This window comes from Serratia sp. CY71090 (assembly GCF_052166845.1).
GTDB lineage: Bacteria > Pseudomonadota > Gammaproteobacteria > Enterobacterales > Enterobacteriaceae > Serratia > Serratia nematodiphila.
Genome location: NZ_JBJNOA010000009.1, coordinates 193,053 through 217,825 on the forward strand (window position 1 = coordinate 193,053; position 24,773 = coordinate 217,825).

General features: G+C 61.2%; 23 protein-coding genes and 1 other RNA gene. 9 read left to right on the forward strand and 15 right to left on the reverse strand.

Annotated elements, in window-relative coordinates; all coding sequences use genetic code 11:
• Positions 1 to 48 precede the first annotated feature (48 nt).
• Complete coding sequence (locus ACJ8OK_RS17670; RefSeq protein WP_250602255.1) at positions 49 to 795, reverse strand: SDR family oxidoreductase; 747 nt, start codon at positions 793 to 795, stop codon at positions 49 to 51.
• A 96-nt stretch (positions 796 to 891) separates the two neighbouring features.
• Positions 892 to 1,125 (reverse strand): hypothetical protein, encoded by a 234-nt coding sequence (locus ACJ8OK_RS17675; RefSeq protein ID WP_033632158.1) that lies wholly within the window; start codon positions 1,123 to 1,125, stop codon positions 892 to 894.
• 189 nt (positions 1,126 to 1,314) lie between these two features.
• On the opposite strand from ACJ8OK_RS17675, the gene ACJ8OK_RS17680 reads away from it, so the two are divergent.
• The 3 genes from ACJ8OK_RS17680 to ACJ8OK_RS17690 are packed head-to-tail and all read left to right on the forward strand — an operon-like array spanning position 1,315 to position 3,924.
• Positions 1,315 to 1,974, forward strand: a complete 660-nt coding sequence (locus ACJ8OK_RS17680; protein WP_004931642.1) for a response regulator — start codon at positions 1,315 to 1,317, stop codon at positions 1,972 to 1,974.
• A gap of 4 nt (positions 1,975 to 1,978) precedes the next feature.
• Positions 1,979 to 3,385 carry an ATP-binding protein gene (locus ACJ8OK_RS17685; RefSeq protein WP_082997435.1) on the forward strand — a complete coding sequence of 469 codons (1,407 nt, stop codon included), beginning with the start codon at positions 1,979 to 1,981 and terminating at the stop codon, positions 3,383 to 3,385.
• A gap of 11 nt (positions 3,386 to 3,396) precedes the next feature.
• Positions 3,397 to 3,924, forward strand: a complete 528-nt coding sequence (locus ACJ8OK_RS17690; RefSeq protein WP_049240107.1) for a GNAT family N-acetyltransferase — start codon at positions 3,397 to 3,399, stop codon at positions 3,922 to 3,924.
• 10 nt (positions 3,925 to 3,934) lie between these two features.
• On the opposite strand, the gene ACJ8OK_RS17695 is transcribed toward ACJ8OK_RS17690, so the two are convergent.
• The 8 genes from ACJ8OK_RS17695 to ACJ8OK_RS17730 form a co-directional block, all read right to left on the reverse strand.
• Positions 3,935 to 4,900 (reverse strand): quinone oxidoreductase family protein, encoded by a 966-nt coding sequence (locus ACJ8OK_RS17695; RefSeq protein WP_021505720.1) that lies wholly within the window; start codon positions 4,898 to 4,900, stop codon positions 3,935 to 3,937.
• 108 nt (positions 4,901 to 5,008) lie between these two features.
• Complete coding sequence (gcvP, locus tag ACJ8OK_RS17700; protein ID WP_442530765.1) at positions 5,009 to 7,888, reverse strand: aminomethyl-transferring glycine dehydrogenase; 2,880 nt, start codon at positions 7,886 to 7,888, stop codon at positions 5,009 to 5,011.
• A gap of 92 nt (positions 7,889 to 7,980) precedes the next feature.
• Entirely contained in the window at positions 7,981 to 8,367 is a 387-nt protein-coding gene (gene gcvH, locus ACJ8OK_RS17705; protein WP_033632154.1) for a glycine cleavage system protein GcvH, read from the reverse strand.
• Positions 8,368 to 8,413: 46 nt separating this feature from the next.
• On the reverse strand, positions 8,414 to 9,511 hold the full coding sequence (gcvT, locus tag ACJ8OK_RS17710) for a glycine cleavage system aminomethyltransferase GcvT (RefSeq protein WP_442530767.1): 1,098 nt from the start codon (positions 9,509 to 9,511) through the stop codon (positions 8,414 to 8,416).
• A 506-nt stretch (positions 9,512 to 10,017) separates the two neighbouring features.
• Positions 10,018 to 11,220: an FAD-dependent 2-octaprenylphenol hydroxylase gene (gene ubiI / locus ACJ8OK_RS17715; protein ID WP_033632153.1), complete on the reverse strand. Its 1,203-nt coding sequence runs from the start codon at positions 11,218 to 11,220 to the stop codon at positions 10,018 to 10,020.
• Between the two features lie 81 nt (positions 11,221 to 11,301).
• Positions 11,302 to 12,480, reverse strand: coding sequence for a 2-octaprenyl-6-methoxyphenyl hydroxylase (gene ubiH / locus ACJ8OK_RS17720; RefSeq protein WP_442530768.1), 1,179 nt, complete (start codon positions 12,478 to 12,480; stop codon positions 11,302 to 11,304).
• A 1-nt stretch (position 12,481) separates the two neighbouring features.
• Positions 12,482 to 13,798: a Xaa-Pro aminopeptidase gene (pepP, locus tag ACJ8OK_RS17725; RefSeq protein ID WP_004931624.1), complete on the reverse strand. Its 1,317-nt coding sequence runs from the start codon at positions 13,796 to 13,798 to the stop codon at positions 12,482 to 12,484.
• A gap of 55 nt (positions 13,799 to 13,853) precedes the next feature.
• A complete protein-coding gene (locus ACJ8OK_RS17730) occupies positions 13,854 to 14,432 on the reverse strand; it encodes a YecA/YgfB family protein (protein ID WP_004931622.1) in 579 nt (192 codons plus the stop codon).
• A gap of 319 nt (positions 14,433 to 14,751) precedes the next feature.
• On the opposite strand from ACJ8OK_RS17730, the gene zapA reads away from it, so the two are divergent.
• From zapA to ACJ8OK_RS17745, 3 genes are all read left to right on the forward strand, one after another.
• Positions 14,752 to 15,081, forward strand: a complete 330-nt coding sequence (gene zapA, locus ACJ8OK_RS17735; RefSeq protein ID WP_004931621.1) for a cell division protein ZapA — start codon at positions 14,752 to 14,754, stop codon at positions 15,079 to 15,081.
• 40 nt (positions 15,082 to 15,121) lie between these two features.
• A non-coding RNA gene (ssrS, locus tag ACJ8OK_RS17740) (6S RNA) lies at positions 15,122 to 15,304 on the forward strand.
• Positions 15,305 to 15,356: 52 nt separating this feature from the next.
• A complete protein-coding gene (locus ACJ8OK_RS17745; RefSeq protein WP_033632150.1) occupies positions 15,357 to 15,965 on the forward strand; it encodes a 5-formyltetrahydrofolate cyclo-ligase in 609 nt (202 codons plus the stop codon).
• A gap of 48 nt (positions 15,966 to 16,013) precedes the next feature.
• On the opposite strand, the gene serA is transcribed toward ACJ8OK_RS17745, so the two are convergent.
• Positions 16,014 to 17,252 carry a phosphoglycerate dehydrogenase gene (gene serA / locus ACJ8OK_RS17750; protein WP_004931617.1) on the reverse strand — a complete coding sequence of 413 codons (1,239 nt, stop codon included), beginning with the start codon at positions 17,250 to 17,252 and terminating at the stop codon, positions 16,014 to 16,016.
• Positions 17,253 to 17,544: 292 nt separating this feature from the next.
• Positions 17,545 to 18,201, reverse strand: coding sequence for a ribose-5-phosphate isomerase RpiA (gene rpiA / locus ACJ8OK_RS17755; RefSeq protein ID WP_033632149.1), 657 nt, complete (start codon positions 18,199 to 18,201; stop codon positions 17,545 to 17,547).
• Between the two features lie 204 nt (positions 18,202 to 18,405).
• Between rpiA and ACJ8OK_RS17760 the strand changes: the two genes are divergently transcribed.
• Positions 18,406 to 19,299, forward strand: coding sequence for a LysR family transcriptional regulator ArgP (locus tag ACJ8OK_RS17760; RefSeq protein WP_004931613.1), 894 nt, complete (start codon positions 18,406 to 18,408; stop codon positions 19,297 to 19,299).
• A gap of 48 nt (positions 19,300 to 19,347) precedes the next feature.
• Here the strand turns inward: ACJ8OK_RS17760 and ACJ8OK_RS17765 are convergent, their stop codons facing one another.
• The 3 genes from ACJ8OK_RS17765 to ACJ8OK_RS17775 all read right to left on the reverse strand — a co-directional run bounded on the left by ACJ8OK_RS17765 (position 19,348) and on the right by ACJ8OK_RS17775 (position 21,762).
• Entirely contained in the window at positions 19,348 to 20,079 is a 732-nt protein-coding gene (locus tag ACJ8OK_RS17765; RefSeq protein WP_004931607.1) for an oxidative stress defense protein, read from the reverse strand.
• Positions 20,080 to 20,200: 121 nt separating this feature from the next.
• Positions 20,201 to 20,818, reverse strand: a complete 618-nt coding sequence (gene argO, locus ACJ8OK_RS17770) for an arginine exporter ArgO (RefSeq protein ID WP_033632147.1) — start codon at positions 20,816 to 20,818, stop codon at positions 20,201 to 20,203.
• Between the two features lie 125 nt (positions 20,819 to 20,943).
• Complete coding sequence (locus tag ACJ8OK_RS17775) at positions 20,944 to 21,762, reverse strand: IclR family transcriptional regulator (RefSeq protein ID WP_033632146.1); 819 nt, start codon at positions 21,760 to 21,762, stop codon at positions 20,944 to 20,946.
• Between the two features lie 374 nt (positions 21,763 to 22,136).
• Between ACJ8OK_RS17775 and ACJ8OK_RS17780 the strand changes: the two genes are divergently transcribed.
• Both ACJ8OK_RS17780 and ACJ8OK_RS17785 read left to right on the forward strand, forming a co-directional pair.
• The gene (locus ACJ8OK_RS17780; RefSeq protein WP_099982736.1) at positions 22,137 to 23,690 is read left to right on the forward strand and encodes a sugar ABC transporter ATP-binding protein; all 1,554 of its coding nucleotides are present in this window, start codon (positions 22,137 to 22,139) and stop codon (positions 23,688 to 23,690) included.
• Positions 23,683 to 24,765 carry an ABC transporter permease gene (locus ACJ8OK_RS17785; protein WP_016930014.1) on the forward strand — a complete coding sequence of 361 codons (1,083 nt, stop codon included), beginning with the start codon at positions 23,683 to 23,685 and terminating at the stop codon, positions 24,763 to 24,765. The genes ACJ8OK_RS17780 and ACJ8OK_RS17785 overlap by 8 nt, the downstream gene beginning before the upstream one ends.
• Positions 24,766 to 24,773: the final 8 nt, after the last annotated feature.

Consider the following 24,773-nt stretch of genomic DNA (forward strand, 5'->3'; position numbering starts at 1 on the left):
ATCAAAATACCTCGCATCCGGAGGGATGTCAAAACCCTACGGATGCGTTCAACGCCCGCCTGCGGCCTCGATAAAGGTGCCGGTCACGTAAGATGCGGCGTCAGACAGCAACCAGGCGATCGCCTCCGCCACTTCCTGCGGCTGGCCGCCGCGCTGCATCGGCAAACTGTCCTTCACGCGATCCACCCGCCCAGGCTCGCCGCCGCTGGCGTGCATCTCGGTATAGATGAATCCGGGCCGCACGCCGTTGACGCGAATGCCCTGCGCCGCCACTTCCCGCGATAACCCGATGGTCAGCGTATCGACGGCGCCTTTCGAGGCGGCATAGTCGACGTACTCTCCCGGCGCGCCTAAACGAGAAGCGGCGGAAGACACATTGACGATAGCGCCGCCCTGCCCGCCATGACGCTGCGCCATGCGCTTCACCGCCTCGCGGCAACACAGGAAGTAACCGGTAACGTTGGTGCTGAGCACCTGATTGATGCGCTCGGCGGTCAACTGTTCAATGTTCGCCTGCTGGAACAGAATGCCGGCGTTGTTGACCAGCGCGCTGAGCGTGCCCAGCCCGGCATCCAGTGCGCTGAACATTGCCATCACCTGCGCTTCGTCGGCCACGTCAGCCTGCAATGCCAGCGCCTTACCGCCCTGCGTCTCAATCTCCGCCACCACCTGGCGCGCCGCACTTTCGTCACGCAGGTAATTCACGCCCACCGCATAGCCCTGCCGGGCCAGCAGCAAAGCGGTCGCGCGGCCAATTCCCCGGCTTGCGCCGGTTACCAATGCCACTTTCGTCATCGTATTTTTTCTCTGGTTGGCGATATAAAAATAACGGCCTGCGCACAGGCTCCCCGTTTGCCAGTCAGAGTATAGAGCGGCGCTCTAGAAAACGCTTCAGAGCTGAGCCAGGCGACGCAGCAGCTTTTTAATCCGATATTTCGCGCAGCCGGAGGCGTCCGTTACCGCCACCTGATGGCCCCGCTGCAAACCGGAAGCATGCAGGCCTTTGTGAGCAGGGCTGTGCACATCGCCGCGAAACGACAGCATCAACAGAATGAGCAGCATCGCCACGCCTGAATACATCAGCCGCCGCGAGGCGCCCGCGAGCGGGGAACCGTCAGTCTGCATGTTTCGCTCCCTCAGCCATGATTTCGAATGGCAGCAAAATAACTGAAATCCCCCCTCGTTCCCTTAACGCGAGATTAAAGCCAGATTAAGGTTTGCTTAAGAACGTGCAGGCAGCGCAGGTTTCCCCGTTGTCTTCCCGTCAGCGTTATAGTTAGATAAGCGCGACTCAAGGATCTCAGCGGAAATAACGTGAACATACTGTTGGTGGAAGACGACCTGCAATTAGGCAAGGCGCTGTGCCGAGCATTGGAGCTGGCCGGCTTTAATTTGTGCTGGGTGCGCCTGCTCGTCGACGCGGAAAATAAACTTTCATCCGGCGGGTTCGATTTGATGCTGCTGGATCTCACGCTGCCGGACGGTGACGGTTTGCAGAGGCTGATCGCCTGGCGCGCCGCCGGGCAAAATATCCCGATCATCATCCTGACCGCCCGCGACCGCATTGAAAGCCTGGTGAACAGCCTGGATTCCGGCGCGGACGACTTTCTGGCCAAACCCTTTGCGCTGCCCGAACTCATCTCGCGCGTCAAGGCGGTCAACCGGCGCATGGCGGGCTTCGCGTCACAAACCTGGAGCCTCGGCGCGCTGTATCTCGATCCGGTCAACCATCAGGTCATGCTGGATAACGAACTGCTGATGCTGTCGAAAAAAGAGTATCACCTGCTGCACGAACTGATGCGTTGCGCCGGCACCGTGGTGCGCAAAGCGGTGTTGGAACAGCGGCTGTTCGGCCACGGCGACAGCGTGGAAAGCAACTCGCTGGAAGTGCACATGCATAATTTACGGCGCAAGATCGGTAAAGAAAGAATTATTACCGTACGCGGCATTGGTTATTTGCTGAAGAAAGAGTAGCGGAATGATCGGTTTCAAATCCTTCTTTATGCGCACCATTATTTTCCAGGTGCTGGCCATTTTATTATTGTGGGGGCTCCTCGTCGCCTGGGTGAAATATTGGTATTACCCCGACATGGAGAAATATTTCGATAATCAGCAACGCATCGTCGCTGCAGGCATCGCCAATATTCTCGACGAAACCGGCACTGACCATATCGATTACCGCGGCATCATCAAGACCATTGAAGGCATGTACATTGATTCCATCAATAACGGCATGCAGGACGAAATCGACTATCACCCGCTGTTTGTGGTTTACGATCGAGACAACCGGGTGCTTTACAGTTCGCAAACGCAGGGAGAGCCGCTGCGCCTGCCGCCTTCGGTGCTGTCCGGCTCGGTCAATTACGCCGGCGCCAATTGGCATCTCGCCGGCAGCTGGAGCGAGAATCGCCAGTACCGGGCGATCGTCGGCGAATCGTTCAACGATCGCACCACGCTGTTCGGCAACCCGGCGGAGAGCACCGCCGTACCGCTGCTGGGCATTCTGGCGGCCATCATCATCACCTTGCTGTTTACCGCCTATTTCAGCCTGCGGCCGCTGCGCCAGATCGCCCGCACCATTTCCGATCGTCAGCCCGGCAATCTGTCGCCGATCAACGTCAGCGAACAGTATCAGGAAATCCGGCCGGTGGTGATGGAGGTCAACAAACTGATGGCGCGCATCGACGCCGCCAATCAGCGCGAGAAACGATTTATGGCCGACGCCGCGCATGAGCTGCGCACGCCGATCGCCGCCGTGCTGGCGCAGCTGCATTTGCTGACCCAGGTCAGCGAGCAGCAGGAGCGCCGGGAAATCATCGGCGACATGCAACAAGGGCTGGATCGGGCGGCGTCGCTGTCGCGCCAGCTGATCAACCTGGCCAAGCTGGAGGCGGAAGATTTTCCGCTGAAGATTGAGGCGGTGGATATCTATGCGGAGATCGGCAAATGCATCGCGCAGCACGTCCCCTATGCGCTGGAAAAAGATGTCGAACTGTCGCTCGACGGCAGCGAGGAGGTGGTGGTGAGTACCGACCGCCATGCGCTGATCGCCATCTTCACCAACCTGCTGGACAATGCGCTCAAGTATGCGCCGCCCGGCAGCCGCATAGAAGCCAATATCCGCTCGCTGGCGCCGCTCGGCTGCTATATTACGTTGCGCGACAACGGCCCCGGGGTGAGCGAAGAGCACCTTCCGCGCCTGTTTGAGCGCTTTTACCGCGTGCCCGGCACGCAACAGACCGGCAGCGGGCTGGGATTGGCCATCGCCCGCAACCTGGCCGACAAAATCGGCGCGCAGCTGCGCGTCACCGAAGGCCTCGACGATCGCGGCATCGGCTTTATCATCGATTTGCCGGAAAGTTACCGGCCACAGATTGAGAGTTAACCACGAGCATGATCGCCCCTGTACTGCTGCAACGGCAGCAACTCGACCGGCTGTGGGATATCGACCGCAGCGAAATTATCGACACCCTGTATCGCCTGCAGGATGGCAAGCTGCACCCCTACCCGGACTACTACGATGTGCGCGGCTGGGATCCGCACGATCGGGAAACCTATACGCCGATCCACGAAGCGTGCTTCGATCGCGGCGGCGCGTTCTTCGCGCTGTTCGAAGGCGAGGAGATCGTGGCAGCGGCGGCGCTGGACACCGAACCGCGTGGCCCGCGGCAAGATCTGCGCCAGCTGCTGTTCTTTTACGTCAGCGCGCACCAACGCGGCCAGGGGTTAGGCAAGCAGCTGTTCCAGCTCTGCCTGCGGCAGGCGGCGCAAGAAGGCGCCGCCGGGCTGTACGTCTCCTCCATTCCCAACAAAAGTACCGTAGACTTCTATCTGGCGCAGGGCTGCCGGCTCATCGAACATCCGGATACCGAATTGTTCGCCCGTGAGCCGGAGGACATTCACCTGGTCTGCCTCTGCCGCTAGCGGCCGGGGATTAACGGGCGATGCGTATCACCGAACGCACGTCGCTTTTCTTGTTCAGATCCCACACCTCGGCGATCTCCGCCAACGCGTGCTCCTGCGTCTCGATAGTGAGCGCTCCGGTCGCCGCCAGCGCCAAAATCTCGGTCGCGTAGCGCTGCATCTCCGGGATCGGCGGGAAGTTGCCGGTGCCGCTGCCGAGGATCTGCAGCTGATTGCTGCGCAGCACCGCCGCCGGCAGCCGGATGTCCGGCGCGGCCATCGAGCCGACGTTGACCAAGCGAATGCCGCGCCCCCCGGCGTAAGACGAGAGATCGTGATTATTGAGCGTCGCCAGCAGCGCTTCGGTCGCCGGGCCCCAGATGTAATCGACAATCACCTGATAACCACCCGGCCCCGCCGCCGCCGCGAAGGCCTGCGCCAGCGCCTCGCCCTGCAGGCTCAGATCCACCGTGGCGTCCACACCCAACGCCTCCAGCACGCTCAGGCGCCGACCGGCGGCAACGATGCGCCCGGCCCCCGCCTGACGCGCCGCTGCAACCGCCAGTTTGCCCGAGGTGCCGGTAGCGCCGATGATCAGCACCGTTTCTCCGGGCTGCAGATCCGCTCGCCAGCGCAGCGGCAGCCAGGCGGCGAAGGCCGGATTGATCAGCGCCGCCGCCGTGGCGTCGTCCACCGCCTCCGGCACCGGCACCGTCCAGGACGCGACGCTACGCTCTGCCATCGCGCCGTAAGGGCGACGGAAAGAGGCGAAGTACACCCGTTGCCCGTCCGCCGTGCGGCCCACGCCGTCGGTGCCAGGCACGATCGGCAATTGCTTCGGGCTGGAATAATGAGTGCCGGCGACGGTGGCGCGATCCAGCTGCTTGATGCCGGCCGCCAGAACGTCGATCGGCACTTCATTCGCCTGCGCCTGAGGCTCCTCAAAGGTGCCGAAAACCGGGGGTTGCCCCAGCGCTGTTACGATTGCCGCTTGCATGATGACTCCTCAAATCGTGGGAACGTACCGGAAAGAATAGGCCGCGATAAAATAAAAAGGGACACCGCATCATGCGGTGTCCCCCAAACACAAACTTTGCCGAACGTGTTATTCGTAATCGCTCATCGGCACGCAAGAGCAGAACAGGTTACGGTCGCCATACACGTCGTCCAGACGCTTAACGCTCGGCCAGTACTTGTTCTCGCGTACGCCGGCCACCGGGAACACCGCCAGCTCGCGGCTGTACGGGTGCTGCCAGTCGTTGACCAGCTCCGCCTGCACGTGCGGCGCATTCACCAGCGGGTTGTCTTCCAGCGGCCATTCGCCTTTGGCGACGCGGTCGATCTCGCTGCGGATCGCCAGCATCGCATCAATAAAGCGATCCAGCTCCACTTTGCTTTCCGACTCGGTCGGCTCGACCATCAGCGTGCCCGCTACCGGGAACGACATGGTCGGCGCGTGGAAGCCGAAGTCGATCAGGCGCTTGGCGATGTCCATTTCGCTGATGCCGGTCTCTTCCTTCAGCGGACGAATGTCGAGGATACATTCGTGCGCCACGCGGTGATCGCGGCCGGTATACAGAATCGGGTATGCGTCTTTCAGACGGGTAGCGATGTAGTTGGCGTTCAGGATCGCCATCTGGCTGGCCTGCTTCAGGCCTTCCGCGCCCATCATGCGGATGTACATCCAACTGATAGGCAGGATGGAGGCGCTGCCGAACGGCGCCGCGGAGACCGCGCCCTGCTGGGTGGTTACGCCGTCGATCTGCACCACGCTGTGGCCCGGTACAAACGGCGCCAGGTGCGCTTTCACGCCGATAGGGCCCATGCCCGGGCCGCCGCCGCCGTGCGGGATGCAGAAGGTTTTATGCAGGTTGAGGTGCGAAACGTCTGCGCCGATGTAGCCCGGCGTGGTGATGCCCACCTGGGCATTCATGTTGGCGCCGTCCAGATACACCTGACCGCCGAACTGGTGCACGATCTGGCACACTTCACGGATGGTTTCTTCATACACGCCGTGGGTCGACGGGTAGGTCACCATGATGCAAGAGAGTTCTTCGCCTGCCTGCTCCGCCTTGACGCGCAGATCGTGCAGATCGATGTTGCCGTTCTTGTCGCAGGCCACCACGACCACGCTCATGCCCGCCATCTGGGCGGAGGCCGGGTTGGTGCCATGCGCCGAGCTCGGGATCAGGCAGACGTGACGGCCCGCTTCGTTGCGGCTTTCGTGGTAGCGGCGGATCGCCAGCAGGCCGGCGTATTCGCCCTGCGCGCCGGAGTTCGGCTGCATGCACACCGCGTCATAGCCGGTCAGCTGCACCAGCCACTGAGACAGTTGGCCGATCATCTGCTGGTAACCGGCAGCCTGCTCCGGCGGGCAGAACGGGTGCAGTTCGGAGAATTCAGGCCAGGTGATCGGGATCATTTCCGCCGCGGCGTTCAATTTCATGGTGCAGGAACCCAGCGGGATCATCGCCTGGTTCAGCGCCAGATCCTTACGCTCCAAGCGATGCATGTAACGCATCATCTCGGTTTCGCTGTGATAGCGGTTGAATACCGGGTGGGTCAGGATCGGATCCTGGCGCAGCATGGCGGCCGGGATCGATTGACTGTTTTTGCTCACCGCCGCGTCCAGCGCGTCGATGTCCAGACCGTGATTGTCGCCCGCCAGCAGTGCGAACAGCGTTTGCACGTCTTCACGCGAGGTAGCTTCATCCAACGTGATGCCCACGGCGCCGTGGATGTCGGTACGCAGGTTGATGCCGAAGCTCAGCGCACGTTCCAGCACGGCGGCCTTGTCTTTCACTTCAACGGTCAGGGTGTCGAACCAGGTGTTGTGGCGCAGCGTCAGGCCGGCCTTCTGCAGCCCGGCGGCCAGGATGTCGGTCAGGCGGTGGATGCGCCCGGCGATGCGCTGCAGCCCTTGCGGGCCGTGATACACCGCATACAGACTGGCGATGTTGGCCAGCAGCACCTGCGAAGTACAGATATTCGAGTTGGCCTTCTCGCGGCGGATATGCTGCTCGCGGGTCTGCATCGCCATGCGCAGCGCGGTGTTGCCGGCGGCATCGCGGGAAACGCCGATGATGCGGCCCGGCATCGAGCGCTTGAACTCGTCGCGGCAGACGAAGAAGGCGGCGTGCGGGCCGCCGTAGCCCATCGGCACGCCGAAGCGCTGCGCGGAGCCGAACACCACGTCGGCGCCCTGCTTGCCCGGCGCGGTCAGCAGCACCAGGGCCATGATGTCGGCGGCCACGCTGGTGATGATTTTGCGCGATTTCAGTTCAGCCAGCAGCGCGCTGTAGTCGTGCAGTTCACCGGTGGAGCCCACCTGTTGCAGCAGCACGCCGAACACGCCGTCCAGCTCCAGCACTTTTTCCGCTTTATCGACGATGACGTCGAAGCCGAAGGTTTCGGCGCGGGTGCGCACCACGTCCAGCGTCTGCGGATGCACGTCGTCAGCCACGAAGAAGCGGTTGGCGTCTTTCAGCTTGCTGGCGCGTTTGGCCAACGCCATCGCCTCGGCGGCGGCGGTGGCTTCATCCAGCAGCGATGCGGAGGCCAGATCCAGGCCGGTCAGATCGAGGGTCACGGTCTGGAAGTTCAGCAGCGCTTCCAGACGGCCCTGCGACACTTCCGGCTGATAAGGGGTGTAGGCTGTGTACCAGCCCGGGTTTTCCAGCATATTGCGCAGGATCACCGGCGGCGTCAGCACGGCGCTGTAGCCCATGCCGATATAGGATTTGTAGCGCTGATTCTGCGAGGCGATCGCCTTCAGCTCAGCCAGCGCCTGGTGTTCGGTCGCCGCGTCGCCAACCGGCGGCGGCCCCGGCAGCTGAATGTCCGCCGGCACGATCTGTTGGATCAGCGCGCTGAGCGAGCGAGCGCCCACCGCTGCCAGCAACTCCTGGCGTTGTTCCGCAGAAGAGCCGATGTGGCGTTCGATGAACGCTTCGCTGTGTTCGAGTTGGCTGAGTGTCTGAGTCATTGCTACAAATTCCTGAATGCTTGCGTGATACGGGATATAGCTTGAACGGTAACTAAAACGCCCCGGCCGAAAGGCCTGGGGCGTGGGCACGATTACTCGTCGATCGAGGCCTGATAAGCCGCGGCGTCCAGCAGGTTCGCCAGCTCGCCTTCGTCGGAGGCTTTAATCTGGAACAGGAAGCCGTCACCGTAAGGTTCGCTGTTCACCAGCTCCGGGGAGCTTTCCAGCTCGGCGTTCACCGCCACGATTTCGCCGCTGATTGGCGCGTAAATGTCCGACGCCGCCTTGACGGATTCCGCCACGGCGCAGTCTTCACCGGCGGCGACGCTGCGGCCCACTTCCGGCAGATCGACAAACACCATATCGCCCAGCAGTTCCTGCGCGTGTTCGGTGATGCCTACGGTGTAAACGCCGTTACCTTCTGCGCGAACCCACTCGTGAGAGGATGCGTATTTCAATTCTGTTGGCACATTGCTCATCGCCGGTTACTCCTTAGAAGAAATAAAAGAATCAATCAATAAAAAATCAATTTGTCAGCGGCTTGCCGGCGCGAACGAAACCGGGCTTGGTCACTTTGACCGGCATCTCGCGGTTGCGAATCTGCACGATGGCCTGCTCGCCGATGCCCGCCGGCACGCGCGCCAGCGCGATGCTGAAGCCCAGCGTCGGGGAGAACGAACCGCTGGTGATCACGCCTTCGTGGGTTTGCCCCGCCGCGTCGGTGAAACGCACCGGCAGCTCATTACGTAATACGCCTTTTTCCGTCATGATCAAGCCGACCAGTTGCTCGGTGCCCTGCTCGCGCTGTTGTTCCAGCGCTTCGCGGCCGATGAAACGGCGATCTTCCGGTTGCCAGGCGATGGTCCAGCCCATGTTGGCGGCCAGCGGCGAAGCGCCCTCGTCCATCTCTTGCCCGTAGAGGTTCATGCCCGCTTCCAGGCGCAGGGTGTCGCGCGCGCCCAGACCGGCCGGCTTGACGCCCGCGGCCAGCAATTTTTGCCAGAAATCCGCCGCCTGCTCTTTCGGCAGCGCGATCTCATAGCCGGCCTCGCCGGTGTAACCGGTGGTGGCGATGAACAGCTCGCCGGCCTGCACGCCGAAGAATGGCTTCATGCCTTCGACCGCGCTTTTTTGTTCCGGAGTGAACAGGGTGCCGGCGCGCTCTTTGGCCTGCGGGCCCTGCACCGCGATCAGCGCCAGATCGTCGCGCACCGTCAGCGCGACGCCATACGGCGCGGCGTGCTCTTCAATCCAGGCCAGGTCTTTGTCGCGGGTGGCGGAGTTCACCACCAGGCGGAAATAGTCTTCAGTGAGGAAATAAACGATCAGGTCATCGATCACGCCGCCGGAGGCATTCAGCATGCCGGTGTACAGCGCCTTGCCGGGTTGGGTCAGTTTGGCGACGTCGTTCGCCAGCAGGTAGCGCAGGAACTCGCGGGTGCGAGCGCCGTGCAGATCCACGATGGTCATGTGAGACACGTCGAACATGCCGGCATCCTGACGCACCGCGTGGTGCTCATCGAGCTGCGAGCCGTAGTGCAGCGGCATCATCCAGCCGTGAAAGTCTACCATGCGCGCACCGCACGCCACGTGCTGGTCGTACAGTGGGGTTTGCTTTGCCATCTTTTCCCTCTTTCCACTCGTCGCTAGAAGTTAGGGTGCTGCCACGCAATGCGGCGGAGCCTGGCTCGCGGCCCGATCGCCATGGCGCACTGACTGCTCAACACAAATGCTGCGCCGGGACGGGCGAAAACTGCGTGCAACCGCCGTGACGCAAACGATACCTTTCCCCCGAACTTATCACCGAACGACCACATTAACCATAAGTTAAAATAGGCTCATCGCCGTTCCGGGGCGGTAAAATGCCGGGCTAGTGTGCAGAGTTTTTCACTGGAAAAATGCGCCTTAAGGCACAAAATTAACAATTAAAGCGGCAAAATGCCGAACTTATATAACAAACCTATGGCCGCACATGGGATCCGGACTTTTGATAACCGAACATGGAATTAGAAAAAGTAATGATAAAAAGCGGCTGAAATTAGATTATTTCAAATGAAGGGTTATATAAGGAAACGCGGTGGCATAAGGCGAGAAGCGCGAGCCCGCTGCGGGCTCGCAGAAGGCAGGTGTCAGGCAAGCCACTCGGGCAGATCGTTCAGGCCCATCGCCTGACGCACCAGCTTAGGCTTGACGCCAGGCAGGCTGTCCGCCAGCCGCAGCCCCACGTCGCGCAGCAGCTTTTTGGCCGGGTGGTTGCCGTCGAACAGTTCGCGGAAACCCTGCATGCTGGCCAACATCACCGCCGCGCCATGTTTGCGGCGGCGCTCATAGCGGCGCAGATAGAGGTGCTGGCCAATATCCTTGCCCTGCCGCTGCAGGCGGCGCAGTTCGGAAATCAGCTCGGCGGCGTCCATAAAGCCCAGGTTCACGCCCTGTCCGGCCAGCGGGTGCACGGTATGCGCCGCATCGCCCACCAGCGCCAGGCGGTGCGCCGCGAAGCTGCGCGCATAGCGGCCGGTCAGCGGGAACGCCAGCCGTTCGCTTTCCAGGCTGCAGGCGCCCAGCCGCATATCGAAGGCCATCGCCAGTTCGCGGTTGAATTGTTCCGGCTCCAGCTGCTTGAGACGCTCAGCGTCTTCCGGCGCGACCGACCAGACGATGGAGCTCAAATGCGGATCGCTGAACGGCAGGAACGCCAGAATGCCGTCGCCGTGGAAAATTTGCCGCGCCGTGGCCTGATGCGGCTCTTCGGTGCGGATGGTGGCCACCAACGCGTGGTGGCGATAGTCCCAGAAGGTAAGCGGGATATCGGCATGCTGGCGCAGCCACGACTGGGCGCCGTCGGCGCCAATCACCAACCGGGCGGTCAGCATACGGCCGTCCTCCAGCGTGATGAAGGCGTCATTCTCGCCCCACGCCACCTGCTTGAGCGCGGCCGGGGTAATCAGCGTGATGTCCGACAGGCTTTCGGCGCGCTTCCACAGCGCCTGCTGGATCACCGAATTTTCGATGATGTGGCCGAGATGGCTGAAACCGCACTCGTCGCCGCGGAAGGCGATTTTGCCGAAGCTATCGCGATCCCACACTTCCATCGCGTTGTAGGCGCTGGCGCGCTGCTGGAGGATGTCGTTCCACACGCCGATATGCTGCAGCAAACGCTCGCTGGCGGCATTGATGGCGGAAACGCGCAGCGCGGGCTGCTCCGACGGCGGCGCCATATCCGGCTGGCGCTGCTCCAGCACCGCCACGCGCAGCCCGCTGCCCTGCAGGCCGCAGGCCAACGCCAGCCCCACCATACCGCCACCGGCGATAATCACGTCAAATGATTGCATGCTGCTCGATTTCCTTAAATAACGCGCGACGCCTTGCCACGCCGCGTTTTTGGGTGCGCCACAGGGCGCCCGATTCTGTGTCTAACGTTCCACCCAGCCCAATGTGCGCTTGGCAAAGGTGTCGCGCACCGCCGGCAAACGCGCCATCGCCATCAGCCCCAGATTGCGGCCGACCACCAGCGGGGCATAACGGTTGGCGAACAGGCGAATCAATCCGTCGGTCACGCCGATCGTCGCCTGCTGATCGTTTTGCCGCCGCTGCTGATAGCGGCTCAGCAGCGCATAACCGCCGGCGTCTTCGCCGTTGTTCATCGCTTCCGCCAGCGTTTCCGCCAGCGACATCACATCGCGCAGACCAAGGTTGAACCCCTGCCCGGCGATCGGATGCAGCGTCTGCGCCGCGTTGCCCACCAGCGCCAGCCGGTGGCTGACATGACGATCGGCGGTCAGCAGGCCAAGTGGATAACTGTGCCGCTTACCGGCCTTGAGGATGCGACCCAGCCGCCAGCCGAAGGCCTGTTGCAGCTCGGCGATAAAACGCGCGTCGTCCCAGGCATCCACTTGGGCGCGATCTTCGCGCGCATGGCACCACACCAGTGAACTGCGCCCCTGCGACATCGGCAGCAGCGCCAGCGGCCCATAGCGGGTAAAGCGCTCGAAAGCTCGCCCCTGCGGATCTTCCGCCGTGGTGACGTTGGCGATGGTGGCGAACTGCGGATAGTCCTCCTGCCGCCACTGCACGTTGCAGGCCTGCGCCAGCGCCGAACGCGAGCCGTCGGCCGCCACCAGCAGCTGCCCGCGCAGACGCTGGCCGTTGTCCAGCCGCACTTCCGCCCGCTCCGCGGTGCGGATCACGTCCACCACCCGCGCGGGGCAGTGCAGCGTGACGCCCGGCGCCTTCGCCAGCAGCGCAAACAGCCGCTTCCCGGCGTCGTGCAGTTCGATCACCTGGCCGAGCGCATCGACCTGATAATCCTGCGCCTGCAGATTAACGAAACCGGCGTGACCGCGATCGCTGACGTGCACCTGAGTGATCGGCGTGGCGCAGTCGCGCAGCGCCGGCCAAACGCCGATGCGCGCCAGCTGTTGGCAGGTGCCCTGTGCCAAAGCGATGGCGCGGGCGTCAAAGCCAGGATGGCTGCGGTCGTCCGGCCGGGTCGCCTCGACCAGATCCACCGCCATTCTTCCCTGAGTGAGCGACGAAATGGCCAGCGCCAACGTCGCGCCCGCCATACCGCCACCAACGATAATGACGCTCATGCTATGACCTTGCCGCCGCCATCAACGCTTCGATGGCATCGGCGTCTTTCACCACGGTGGCGGTCAGGTTTTCATTGCCGTCGGCGGTGATCACGATGTCGTCCTCGATGCGGATGCCGATGCCGCGGTATTCCTCCGGCACGTCCGCATCCGGCGCGATATACAGCCCCGGTTCCACGGTCAGCACCATGCCCGGCTCCAGCAGCCGATCGCGGCTCGGCGTGCCATAGTGGCCAACGTCGTGCACGTCGAGACCCAACCAGTGGCTCAACCCATGCATAAAGAACTGACGGTGAGCCTGCTCGGCGATCAATTGATCGACTTCACCTTTCAATACGCCCAGCTCCACCAGCCCGACCACCATGATGCGCACCACTTCGTCGTTGACTTCGCGGATGCTGGTGCCGGGCTTAAACAGCTCCAGCGCACGCTGCAGCGACGCCAGCACGATATCGTACACTGCGCGCTGCGGCCGGCTGAACTTGCCGTTGACCGGGAAGGTGCGGGTGATGTCGCCGGCATACCCCTGGAACTCGCAACCGGCGTCGATCAGCACCAGATCGCCGTCGCGCATCTGGCTCTCGTTCTCGGTGTAGTGCAGGATGCAGCCGTTTTCGCCGCTGCCGACGATGGTGTTGTAAGACGGGTAGCGAGCGCCGAGGCGGGTGAACTCATGATGAATTTCCGCTTCCAGCTGATATTCGAACATGCCCGGGCGGCATTTTTCCATCGCGCGGGTATGCGCCAACGCGCTGATCTCACCGGCGCGGCGCATCACCGCCAGCTCTTCCGGCGATTTGAACAGGCGCATGTCGTGCAGCCACGGCCGCCAGTCGGTCACGGTGGCAGGCGCCTGCAGATTCTGGCGGAACCCCTTGCGCAGCTTGTCCAGCGCGCCGAACAGGATCTGATCGGCATAGGCGTATTCGCCCTGCGCGTGGTAGACCGCATCCAGGCCGTTGAGCAGCAGGTGCAGTTGGTCATTGATTTCATCGAACGGCAGCGCGCGATCCACGCCCAGCTTTGCCGGTGCGGCGTCTTGCCCCAGGCGGCGGCCAAACCAGATTTCCGCCGTCAAATCGCGCACCCGGTTGAACAACACGCTGTGGTTGTGCGTTTCGTCGCTTTTAATCAGCACCAGCACCGCTTCCGGCTCATTGAAGCCGGTCAGGTACCAAAAATCGCTGTTCTGCCGGTAGGGATAGTCTGAATCTGCACTGCGCGTCGTTTCCGGCGCAGAGAAAATAACCGCCGCGCTGGCCGGCGCCATTTTCGCCAACAGCGCCTGGCGGCGGTTGTTGAATTCCTGCTGAGTCATTACCTTCTCCTGAAATCATGCCATCCGCACCGCCGGCGGAGGGGCGATAGAACGTTTAGTGCAGCGTCGGTTTGATATTTTCCGGCGCCGTCGGTTTGTGACGGGTGAATTCGCCGTGGCACATGATGGCGGCGACCCGCACATACTCCGCCACTTCTTCCAACGACTGTTCCAATTCTTCCTGATCTTCGTCTTCGTCGTAGCCCAGTTGCGCGATGTTGCGCAGATCGTCGATCGCTTCACCGACCTCGTCTTTTACCTGGGCCAGCTTCGGCTGCATCATGCCCAGACCGAGCAGGAAGTGGTTGACCCAACCGGCCAGCGCGTCGGCGCGATCGAACACGCTGACGATCTCCCCTTCAGGCAGCATCAGTTGGAACAGGAATTCGTCATCTTCCAGCGTGTCACGCGTCGCTTCATACAGCTGCTGCAACGGTTGGCTGAGCGCCTGTGGGAAGGCCACGCCTTCGTTGGTCAGATCGTGCACCAGCGCCTGCCAGCCGGCGTCACGGCTGCCGCCACACAGCAGGCCGCTGATCAGGCCGTGCATTTCTGCCGCGGTCAACGCCACCGACTGCTGGTTGAGGGCCACGGTTAAAGATTGGTAACTTGGAAATGTATTCTGTATAGACATGCGCATTCGTCATCGTTGGCAGGATAAGTTCGTGTTATGCTACCACCAAGGTCCGTCGCTATACCAGATAAGCGCGACACCTCAGTGGCTAGTTATAATCGCGATGTGGCAGGTTTCACACTGCGCCGGCGGGTGACGAAAGTGCGGTAAATACGCATTTTGAAACCCTTTTTTGACTGGCAATGTGCGCCACAGTAGATTACAACCAGGTACTGAAAAAGGGGTTGTATCTTGGTACCGAGGTATATATAGTGGCGCCCGCTTTGACAGCCCGGCCAGGGCGGACAAGGCTGGCGCGAAATTTAGGCAGGAAGGTGGCATGTCTGCACAACCGGTAGATATTCAAATTTTTGGCCGCTCGTTAAGAGTCAATTGCCCGCCAGAACAACAAGATGCGTTGAATATGGCGGCGGACGATCTTAACCAACGGTTGCAAGATCTTAAAGTTCGCACTAGAGTCTCCAATACTGAGCAACTGGTTTTCATCGCGGCATTGAACGTCTGTCACGAACTTGCTCAAGAACGGTTGAAAACCCGTGACTACGCGTCCAATATGGAACAACGCATACGGATGCTGCAGCAGACCATTGAACAAGCGCTGCTTGAACAAGGTCGCATCTCTGAACGTCAGGATGCACAATTCGAATAACTTAAGTTGTTGAAATTAAAGTTTCGGCAACGAGTACAAAATTTCTCTGAGATGTTCGCCAGCGGGCCAGTCCCCTGAGCCGATATTTAGTACAAACAGAATGTGTTGCTCCGCGATCGGTGAGCACGCTCGGTGCGCCGAGAAGCCTTAAGATTGCGACGGCACGTTCACCTTGAACCATGGGTTCAAGGGTTACAGCCTGCGACGGCATCTCGGAGATTCCCCTTCTCAGCGGTTTATGTGTGCTGAACACCACACAGAGCAAGCCTGATACGATGCCTTTTCAACCCCAATTCGCGCAGCAGCGCCAAACCATTCGTCAACTCATTCGCCAACGTCGGCGCGAGCTTACGCCGGGCCAGCAACGCTTTGCCGCAGAAAAGATAGCCGAACGCCTCGTCACGCATGAACGCATTCAGGCGGCGCACAGCATCGCGGTGTTTTTGTCGTTTGACGGCGAACTCGATACCGGGCCGCTGATCGAGCGGCTGTGGACGCTCGGCAAACGGGTTTACCTACCGGTGCTGCATCCGTTCAGCCCGGGCCACCTGCTGTTCCTGCGCTATGCGCCGGAAACGCCGCTGGTGCGCAATCGCTTCAATATTCTCGAACCGCGCCTCGATGTGCGCAAGGTGTTGCCGCTGGGTGAACTGGAAGTGGTGCTGACACCGCTGGTGGCGTTCGATCATACCGGGCAGCGTCTGGGCATGGGCGGCGGCTTTTACGATCGCACCCTGCAAAACTGGCGCAGCGGCGGCCCCTATCCCATCGGCCTGGCTCATGATTGCCAGCAGGTGGAACATCTGCCGACCGAACACTGGGATATCCCGCTGCCGGAAATCCTCACCCCGCTCTGCAGCTGGGCATGGCATGAGCCAAAATAGCAAAAGGCCGGATCGCTCCGGCCTTTTTCGTTGCGGCATGCCGCCGAATCAGAACAGCAGGCGGGCGCGGATGGTGCCGTCGATGGCTTTCATACGCTGCAGCGCGGCGTCGGCGCGCGCGGTTTCCGCTTCGATGTCGATCACCACATAGCCGATTTCCGGCCCGGTTTGCAAATACTGTGCGGCGATGTTAACCCCCTCTTCGGCAAAGATCTGGTTAATCTGCGTCAGCACGCCCGGACGGTTTTCGTGGATGTGCAGCAGGCGGCTGGCGTTCGGGCCATGCGCCGGCAGCGACACTTCCGGGAAGTTGACGGCGGACAGAGTCGATCCGTTGTCGGAGTATTTCGCCAGCTTGCCGGCCACTTCGTCGCCGATGTTCTCCTGCGCTTCCTGAGTGGAACCGCCGATGTGCGGCGTCAGCAGCACGTTGTCGAACTCACACAGCGGCGAATTGAACGGATCGCTGTTGGTCGCAGGCTCTTCCGGGAAGACGTCGATCGCCGCGCCTGCCAGGTGATTGCTGGCCAGCGCGTCGCACAGCGCGGGAATATCCACCACGGTGCCGCGCGAGGCGTTGATCAGAATGGCGCCCGGTTTCATCAGCGCCAGCTCTTCCGCCCCCATCATATTTTTGGTCGATGGCGTTTCCGGCACGTGCAGCGTCACCACGTCGCTCATATTGAGCAGATCGGACAGATGGCGCACCTGCTGCGCATTGCCCAGCGGCAGCTTGTTCTCGATGTCATAGAAGAACACCTTCATGCCCAACCCTTCGGCCAGAATACCCAGTTGGGTACCGATATGGCCGTAGCCGATGATGCCCAGCTTTTTGCCGCGCGCCTCATAGGAGCCCACGGCCAGTTTGTGCCACACGCCGCGGTGCGCCTTGGCGTTGGCGGCCGGAATGCCGCGCAGCATCAACAGCAGCTCGCCCAGCACCATTTCGGCCACGGATCGGGTATTGGAGAAGGGGGCGTTGAAGACCGGAATACCGCGTTTGGTCGCCGCTTTCAGATCAACCTGGTTGGTGCCGATGCAGAAGCAGCCCACCGCCACCAGTTTTTCTGCGGCGGCGAACACCTCTTCAGTCAGATGCGTACGCGATCGGATGCCGACGAAGTGTGCATCGCGGATGGATGCCTTCAACGATTCGGTGTCTAACGCACCCTTGTGGTATTCGATGTTGGTATAACCGGCGGCACGCAAATTATCGACCGTGCTCTGATGAACCCCTTCCACCAACAGGAATTTAATCCTGTCTTTCTCCAATGATACTTTTGCCATTTACCCGACCCTATGTTCAGACTTCAGAAGCGGCTGTGACGACACAGCTCCCATCCAACATAACAAAAATAACGCGGGCGGCAATACAAACGATTGCCTGCTTGGCAGGACAAGGCGCAGCGTCGATGGCGGTTTACGGCAGAAAATGCCATAGGGAAAGTTTTCGGCAGAAGCTTTGGGGAGTCAGTTTTCACAATGTGACATAAGTCACCAAATTTGCCGTTTTTCAGAAAAGATATTTTAACCGAAGAATTATGCGGCCCGGCACCGCCGGGCCACAAACGGCAGAAGCTTATTTGACCACTTTCACGCCTTCCGGGGTGCCGACCAGCGCCACGTCCGCGCCACGGTTGGCGAACAGCCCCACGGTCACCACGCCGGCGATGCCGTTGATCCTGTTCTCCAGCGCCACGGCGTCGGTAATGCTCAGGTTATGCACATCGAGGATCACGTTGCCGTTGTCGGTCACCACGTTCTGGCGATACTCCGGCAGGCCGCCGAGTTTCACCAGCTCACGCGCCACGTAAGAGCGAGCCATCGGGATCACTTCCACCGGCAGCGGGAATTTGCCCAGCACGTCCACCTGCTTGCTGGCGTCGACGATGCAGATAAATTTCTTGGCGATGGCGGCAATGATCTTCTCGCGCGTCAGCGCCGCGCCGCCGCCCTTGATCATCTGCATATGGCCGTTGATTTCGTCCGCGCCGTCCACGTAGATATCGAGCGAGTCCACTTCGTTGCTGTCGAACACGTGGATGCCGAGGCTTTTCAGCTTGGCGGTGGAGGCATCGGAGCTGGACACCGCGCCTTCGATCTGGTGCTTGATAGAGCCCAGCGCGTCAATAAAGTGGGCGGCGGTAGAGCCGGTGCCGACCCCGACGATGGTGCCCGGCGTCACGTATTCCAGCGCCGCCCAGCCCACCGCTTTTTTCAGTTCATCCTGCGTCATAATATGTCCCTTGCCTCTGTACGAAAACGTGTGCGTATTATAGGGTAAAACGCTGTTTTTCACGCCGGCAGGATCACACTTATTTACCGCAGCCCGCATTTTTACCCGCTTGGCGGCGAGCTGGGGGCGTGATTTTTCCACCTGCGCCATGCGTAAAATGTGGCATAGTGCCGGTATCATTCTAATTTAAGGGATATCTTTCCGATGAAACGCCCAGACTATCGTACGCTGCAAGCGCTGGACGCGGTGATCCGTGAGCGCGGCTTCGAGCGCGCCGCGCAAAAACTCTGTATCACGCAATCGGCGGTATCCCAACGCATCAAACAGCTGGAAAACCTGTTCGGCCAACCGCTGCTGGTTCGTACCGTGCCGCCGCGCCCGACCGAACAGGGGCAAAAGCTGCTGGCGCTGCTGCATCAGGTGGAGCTGCTGGAAGAAGAGTGGCTGGGCAACGACACCGGCGTCGATACGCCGCTGCTGCTGTCGCTGGCGGTCAACGCCGACAGTCTGGCTACCTGGCTGCTGCCGGCGCTGAAGCCGGTGCTGGCGGACTCCCCCATTCGCCTGAATCTGCAGGTGGAAGATGAAACCCGCACCCAGGAGCGGCTGCGCCGCGGTGAAGTGGTGGGCGCGGTGAGTATTCAGCCGCAGCCGCTGCCGAGCTGCCTGGTGGATCGGCTGGGGGCGCTGGACTACCTGTTTGTGGCCTCCAGCGGCTTCGCCGAGCGCTATTTCCCGAACGGCGTCACCCGTTCCGCGCTGTTGAAAGCGCCGGCGGTGGCCTTCGACCATCTCGACGACATGCACCAGGCATTCCTGCAGCAGAACTTCGATCTGTCGCCGGGCAGCGTGCCCTGCCACATCGTGAACTCATCGGAAGCCTTCGTGCAGCTGGCGCGTCAGGGCACCACCTGCTGTATGATCCCGCATCTGCAGATCGAAAAGGAGCTGGCATCCGGCGAACTGATCGATCTGACGCCGGGGCTGTACCAGCGCCGCATGCTGTACTGGCACCGCTTCGCGCCGGAGAGCCGCATGATGCGTAAAGTGACCGACGCGTTGCTGGAGCACGGTCACCAGGTATTGCGCCAGGATTAAAACGAAAAAAGGTTCGCCGCGGCGAACCTTTTCTTCAATGCCACACCCTTACTGCGCGGCGTTACGCTGCAGCTCAAACACCACATCCACCTGATCGTCGAAGTGAATGCTTTGCTGTTCATAGGTTTGCGCCGCGTCGTTTTCCGCCGCCGCGCCGGCCGCCTTATACATCCGCGCCACCGGCATCGGCTGGTAGTTGGCGACCCGGTAGCGAATGCTGTACACCGGCCCCAGCTTGGCGTGGAAGCCCTTGGCCAGGGATTCGGCCTGCTGAGTCGCGTTCTCGATCGCTTTTTGCCGCGCCTGCTCGCGATACACGTCCGGCTTGGCGACGCCCAGCTCCACCGCGCGGATCTCGTTCAGACCGGATTTCAGCGCGCCGTCCAGCAGCTCGTTCAGCTTGTCCAACTGGCGCAGGGTGACCTGCACCTGGCGCACCGCCCGGTAGCCCTTCAGCACCGACTCGCCGGTTTTCAGGTAGTCGTATTCCGGCTGAGTGCGCAGGTTGGCGGCGCTGATGTCTTTCTTCTCGATGTTGTTTTTCTGCAGGAAATCAAAGTACTGCGCCACGCGCTCGTCCACCTGCTTCTTCGCCTGGGCGGCGTCTTTGGAGGAAACGCTCACTTCGATCGCCAGGGTGGCGATATCCGGCGTGGCGTCCACGCTGGCGGTGCCGGAGGTGACGACGTGCGGCCCTTCAGGCACTTCAGCCGCCTGCAGCGCCATCGGTAACGTCCCTAATCCGACCATTGCGGCCATAGCCAATGCTTTTAGCTTCACAGTGTCTCCTTAATGACAGGCTGTCTCTGATCGCCGGCTTTTCCCTGCGAGAACCGCCGGATTCCTGGCATCAAACGTAGCATATCGCACGGCGTTTTGAATTCGGATTAGTGACAAATTCTTATAAATTTGCCCCCTGCCAGGTCAGCTGCAGCGCGATGCCCCACATCACCAGCCCGACCAGCGCATTGATGATGCGCTGCGCCCGCTGCGTATTCAGCCACGGCGCCAGCCAGGAGGCCAGCAGCGCCAGGCCAAAGAACCACACCGCCGACGCGCTGACCGCGCCAAGCGCGAACCAGGAGCGGACATCCGCCGTCAGCTGTCCACCCAGGCTGCCGAGCACCACGAAAGTGTCCAGATAGACGTGCGGATTCAGCCAGGTGACCGCCAGCATGGTGACCACGATGCGCCAGCGGCTCTGCGCCAACTCCTGCGCCGCGGCCTGCGCCGGTTGCGGGCTGAAGGCGGAACGGAACGCGCCCCAGCCGTACCACAGCAGAAACGCCACACCGCCCCAGGTGACCAGCGCTAACAGCAGCGGCGAGCGGGTCAGCAACGCGCTGCCGCCGAAAATACCGGCGCAGATCAGCACGATATCGCTCAGTGCGCACAATGAGGCGATCATCAAATGATACTGACGGCGAATGCCCTGATTCATCACGAATACATTCTGCGGGCCCAGCGGCAGGATCATGGCGGCGCTCAGGGCAAAGCCCTGCAGGAAGACGGCTAACATGGGAGATTCCTCGAATGATAAAAGGCGCCGGACGTGGGCGCGTATCGGTTAACACGCGCATCATACGAGGAAGCGATCATTAGGTGAAATTGATGTTTCTAATCCAGTATCAGAAGCACTAATACTCAAATCGGCGTGACGAACCCCAGCTCCTGCGAGATGCGTTGCGCGGTGGCCAGCACCGGTTTGATCAGGCTTTTGACGCCGATCTGCTGCAGCTTGGCGGTCGGCAGAGAAACTGACACCGCATAAGGCACGCGCTGTTGAATATCGAACACCGGTGCCGCCACGCAGGAGACCCCCAGCTCGTTTTCCTCGCGATCCATCGCCAAGCCGCGCTGGCGAATATCGGCCAGTTCCTCATACATCTTCGGCAGCTCGGTAATGGTATTGCGCGTCAGCGTCTGAATCTCCTGCTGGTGAGTCTGCCAGTAGTGAGCCGGATAATCGTCGTTGCCGTAGGCCATGAAGATTTTACCCATCGCCGAACAGTACAGCGGCATATGCTGGCCGATATAGGCGCGAGTGCGCATCATGCCGGTGGTCGGCTCCAGCTTGTAGATCAGGATGACGTGGTCGTCTTCGCGGCTGGAGAAGTTGACCGTCTCCCCCACTTCCAGGTTCAGCTGCTCCAAATGCGGCGCAGCCACGTGGATGATGTTGAGTGACGACAGCGCCTTCTGGCCGATGGAAATGAACTTGGTGGTCAGACGGTAACTGCCCGGCGACGGCGCCTGGGTCACATAGCCGCTGGTGTGCAACCCCTGCAGCAGACGATGCACCGTGCTCTTGTTCATGCCGGCCAGCTCAGACAGATGCGCCAGTGGGCACCCGTTGGGAAAATTGCTCAGGATCTCAATCAACTGCAAACCGCGGAACAGGCTTTGGCTGCCCAGCGGTTTGTCTTTCTTGTCATCTTTCTCGTCGACGGCTTTCAGGCTCATAGCGAAAATCTCTCCAGTGTCGAACCGCCAACCGGCGCTGCGGCGAAGTCAGCAGGCTCTTTGCCGGGCATGTTACCCCAAGGCCCGCATCAGGTGAAGACGGAACGCCGTTTCATTGTCCGCAGCGGGCCAAAAATCCGCAATATTTCCCCCGCATTGAAGTGAGCCATCGGTCACACTTCCGCAAAGTAAAAAATAACCCATTGTTTAATAACAGTAATTAAAACCTCATCGCCTTTGATTTAGCGCAACGAACGTCATATTATTTTTGAAATTGAATTTCGCATGTTGAAATTTAAAGGCCAGATAACCACCAGCGGTTTAGCTGATTTGCCCGGCATCTTCGCACGGGCGCAACACCAGGGGCGCATCACATGACTATCGATAATGCGGCACAACCCATCCTTACCCTCAGCCACATCGTCAAACGATTTGGCGGCAACGTGGCGGTCAACGACGTCAGCCTGCAGGTGATGCCGGGCGAGGTTCTGGCGCTGCTGGGCGAAAACGGCGCCGGCAAATCGACGCTGATCAAAGTGCTGGCGGGCGTCTACCCGCGTGACGGCGGCGATATTCGCTTTCAGGGCGCAAGCATCGCCTCCGCCGCCGCGATAAAAAGCGCCAGCCGCCAGCCGATCGCCTTTATTCATCAGGATCTCGGCCTGATCGAATGGATGACGGTGGCGGAAAACATGGCGCTGGTGATGGGGTTTCCCCGCCGCTTTGGGTTGATCGACTGGCGCGCCATTCGCCGCCGGGCGGCGCAGGCGCTGCAAGACGTCGGCATCGCGCTCGATCCCGATGCGCGCGTCTTCGAACTGTCTCGCACCGAAAAATCGCTGCTGGCGATCGCCCGCGCGGTGGCGGTCAACGCCGAGCTGCTGGTGCTGGATGAACCGACCGCCTCCCTGCCCGCCAACGACGTGCGTCATCTGTTCGCCGTGATCAACCGGCTGCGCGCCAAAAAGGTCGGCATGATTTATGTCACCCACCGTCTGGACGAAGTGATCGAAATCGCCGATCGGGTCTGCGTGATGCGCGACGGGCGCTATGTCGCCGGCGGCCACACCGCCGACTACTCGCTGCGCGATCTGGTGCAAACCATCGTCGGCGAAGCGATGGCGGACGATCAGCGCAAACCGCTGCCGGAGCATCGTCCGCCGGTGCTGCAGCTCGATAGCGTCACGGTGGGCGACATCGGCCCGGTGAGCTTCGAGTTGCAGCCGGGCGAGATGCTGGCGTTGGCCGGCCTGCGCGGGGCCGGGCAAGAAGAGATTGGCCGGCTGCTGTTCGGGTTGCGTCAGGCCGACGGCGGCGCGATTCAGTTTCGCGATCGGCCCTATCTGGCGAGCTCCCCGCAGCAGGCGATGGCCTGCGGCGTTTCACTGGTGGCGGGCGATCGCACCGGTGAAAGCCTGGTGATGTCGATGAGCGTGCGTGAAAACCTGTTTATCAACCCCTGCGCCAGCGGCCACCGGCTGCTCTCCCGCTACGGGCGGCGAGCGGAGATCGGCGCCAGTTGGTGGAAGGTGCAGCTGTTCGACGTACGCCCCAAGGACGTCAATATCGATATCAGCGCGCTGTCCGGCGGCAACCAGCAAAAGGTGGTGATGGCGCGCTGGATGCACCTGGGGGCGCCGCTGCTGATCCTGGAAGATCCCACCGCCGGCGTGGACGTCGGCGCACGAGCGGAAATCTACCACCTGTTGAATAAATCCCTGGCGGAAGGCGTGGCGGTGCTGGTGATCTCCAACGATTTCGAGGAGATCGCCCATATTTGCAACCGCACGCTGGTATTCAACCGCGGGAAAGTGGTCGGCGAATTGAAAAATCAACAGGTGTCATTCGCCAATTTATTGGAGCTGGCCTCCGCCAGCACCGGGGAAAGCGTCGCAATCACGTCAGAATCCGAGGTAGGCCATGTCTAAAACATCCGTTAAATCAACCGCGCTGGAGCAGCGCGTCAGCCTGGCGCAGGACGGCGCCGGCCCGTGGCTGATGCAGGTTCTCACCCGCTATGGCCTGCTGCTGCTGTGCATCGCGCTGGTCGTGCTGTTCTCACTGCTCACCCCCTCCTTCGCATCGATGCTGACGCTGCAGGCGATCCTGTCGAGCAAGGCCAAAATCGCCCTGTTGGCGCTGGCGGCGACCATCCCGATGATCGTGGGCAAGATCGATCTTAACGTCGGCTTCGGCATTGTGCTGTGGCACATCCTGGCGATCACGCTGCAGGTGGAATACGGCTTCTCCTGGCAGATGGCGGTGCTGACGGTGCTGGCGATTTCGGCGCTGTACGGGTTGCTGAACGGCATTCTGGTGGCACTGGCCGATATCGACAGCTTCGTCGCCACCCTCGGCTCCGGCACCGTACTGTACGCCATTGCCCTGTGGCACTCCGGCGGGCGGCAGATCGTCGGCGACTTGCCGGATGCCTTTATCGCGCTGCACCACACCGAGATCGCCGGCATTCCGATCGTGGCGTTTTACGTGCTGATCGTCGCGGTGGTGCTCTGGCTCATCACCGAACATACCCCGCTCGGCCGCTGCATGTATGCGGTGGGCGGCAACCCGGCGGCGGCGCGTCTGAACGGCATCTCGGTCAATCGCTTTACCATCGGCGCCTTCATCGCCTCCAGCGTGCTCACCGGTTTCAGCGGCGTATTGATCGCCGCCGAACAGGGCGTCGGCCAGGCCAGCGTCGGCATGGACTATCTGCTGCCGGCGCTGGTCGGCGCCTTCCTCGGCAGCACCACCATTCGCCCAGGGCGCGTCAACGTCTGGGGCACCGTGGTCGGCATCGCCATTCTGGCAATCGGCATCGCCGGCATTCAGCAGTTCGGCGGCGAATTCTGGGTCGAGCCGCTGTTCAACGGCGCGACGCTGTTGCTGTCGATCACCCTGGCCGGCTATGCCCAACGCCGTCGGCTGCTCAATCAGAAAGCGGTACAACGCAGCCAGGCGACGCCGGCTGACAACAACAATCAGACAGCGACCCACCCTTAAACCAGGAG

What these genes read in the sequence shown, in the direction of transcription:
- ACJ8OK_RS17670 (WP_250602255.1), bottom strand. Translation starts at nt 795, where the DNA reads ATGACGAAAGTGGCATTGGTAACCGGCGCAAGCCGGGGAATTGGCCGC.
- ACJ8OK_RS17675 (WP_033632158.1), bottom strand. Translation starts at nt 1,125, where the DNA reads ATGCAGACTGACGGTTCCCCGCTCGCGGGCGCCTCGCGGCGGCTGATG.
- ACJ8OK_RS17685 (WP_082997435.1), top strand. Translation starts at nt 1,979, where the DNA reads ATGATCGGTTTCAAATCCTTCTTTATGCGCACCATTATTTTCCAGGTG.
- ACJ8OK_RS17695 (WP_021505720.1), bottom strand. Translation starts at nt 4,900, where the DNA reads ATGCAAGCGGCAATCGTAACAGCGCTGGGGCAACCCCCGGTTTTCGGC.
- gcvP (WP_442530765.1), bottom strand. Translation starts at nt 7,888, where the DNA reads ATGACTCAGACACTCAGCCAACTCGAACACAGCGAAGCGTTCATCGAA.
- gcvH (WP_033632154.1), bottom strand. Translation starts at nt 8,367, where the DNA reads ATGAGCAATGTGCCAACAGAATTGAAATACGCATCCTCTCACGAGTGG.
- gcvT (WP_442530767.1), bottom strand. Translation starts at nt 9,511, where the DNA reads ATGGCAAAGCAAACCCCACTGTACGACCAGCACGTGGCGTGCGGTGCG.
- ubiI (WP_033632153.1), bottom strand. Translation starts at nt 11,220, where the DNA reads ATGCAATCATTTGACGTGATTATCGCCGGTGGCGGTATGGTGGGGCTG.
- ubiH (WP_442530768.1), bottom strand. Translation starts at nt 12,480, where the DNA reads ATGAGCGTCATTATCGTTGGTGGCGGTATGGCGGGCGCGACGTTGGCG.
- pepP (WP_004931624.1), bottom strand. Translation starts at nt 13,798, where the DNA reads ATGACTCAGCAGGAATTCAACAACCGCCGCCAGGCGCTGTTGGCGAAA.
- ACJ8OK_RS17730 (WP_004931622.1), bottom strand. Translation starts at nt 14,432, where the DNA reads ATGTCTATACAGAATACATTTCCAAGTTACCAATCTTTAACCGTGGCC.
- zapA (WP_004931621.1), top strand. Translation starts at nt 14,752, where the DNA reads ATGTCTGCACAACCGGTAGATATTCAAATTTTTGGCCGCTCGTTAAGA.
- ACJ8OK_RS17745 (WP_033632150.1), top strand. Translation starts at nt 15,357, where the DNA reads ATGCCTTTTCAACCCCAATTCGCGCAGCAGCGCCAAACCATTCGTCAA.
- serA (WP_004931617.1), bottom strand. Translation starts at nt 17,252, where the DNA reads ATGGCAAAAGTATCATTGGAGAAAGACAGGATTAAATTCCTGTTGGTG.
- rpiA (WP_033632149.1), bottom strand. Translation starts at nt 18,201, where the DNA reads ATGACGCAGGATGAACTGAAAAAAGCGGTGGGCTGGGCGGCGCTGGAA.
- ACJ8OK_RS17760 (WP_004931613.1), top strand. Translation starts at nt 18,406, where the DNA reads ATGAAACGCCCAGACTATCGTACGCTGCAAGCGCTGGACGCGGTGATC.
- argO (WP_033632147.1), bottom strand. Translation starts at nt 20,818, where the DNA reads ATGTTAGCCGTCTTCCTGCAGGGCTTTGCCCTGAGCGCCGCCATGATC.
- ACJ8OK_RS17775 (WP_033632146.1), bottom strand. Translation starts at nt 21,762, where the DNA reads ATGAGCCTGAAAGCCGTCGACGAGAAAGATGACAAGAAAGACAAACCG.
- ACJ8OK_RS17780 (WP_099982736.1), top strand. Translation starts at nt 22,137, where the DNA reads ATGACTATCGATAATGCGGCACAACCCATCCTTACCCTCAGCCACATC.
- ACJ8OK_RS17785 (WP_016930014.1), top strand. Translation starts at nt 23,683, where the DNA reads ATGTCTAAAACATCCGTTAAATCAACCGCGCTGGAGCAGCGCGTCAGC.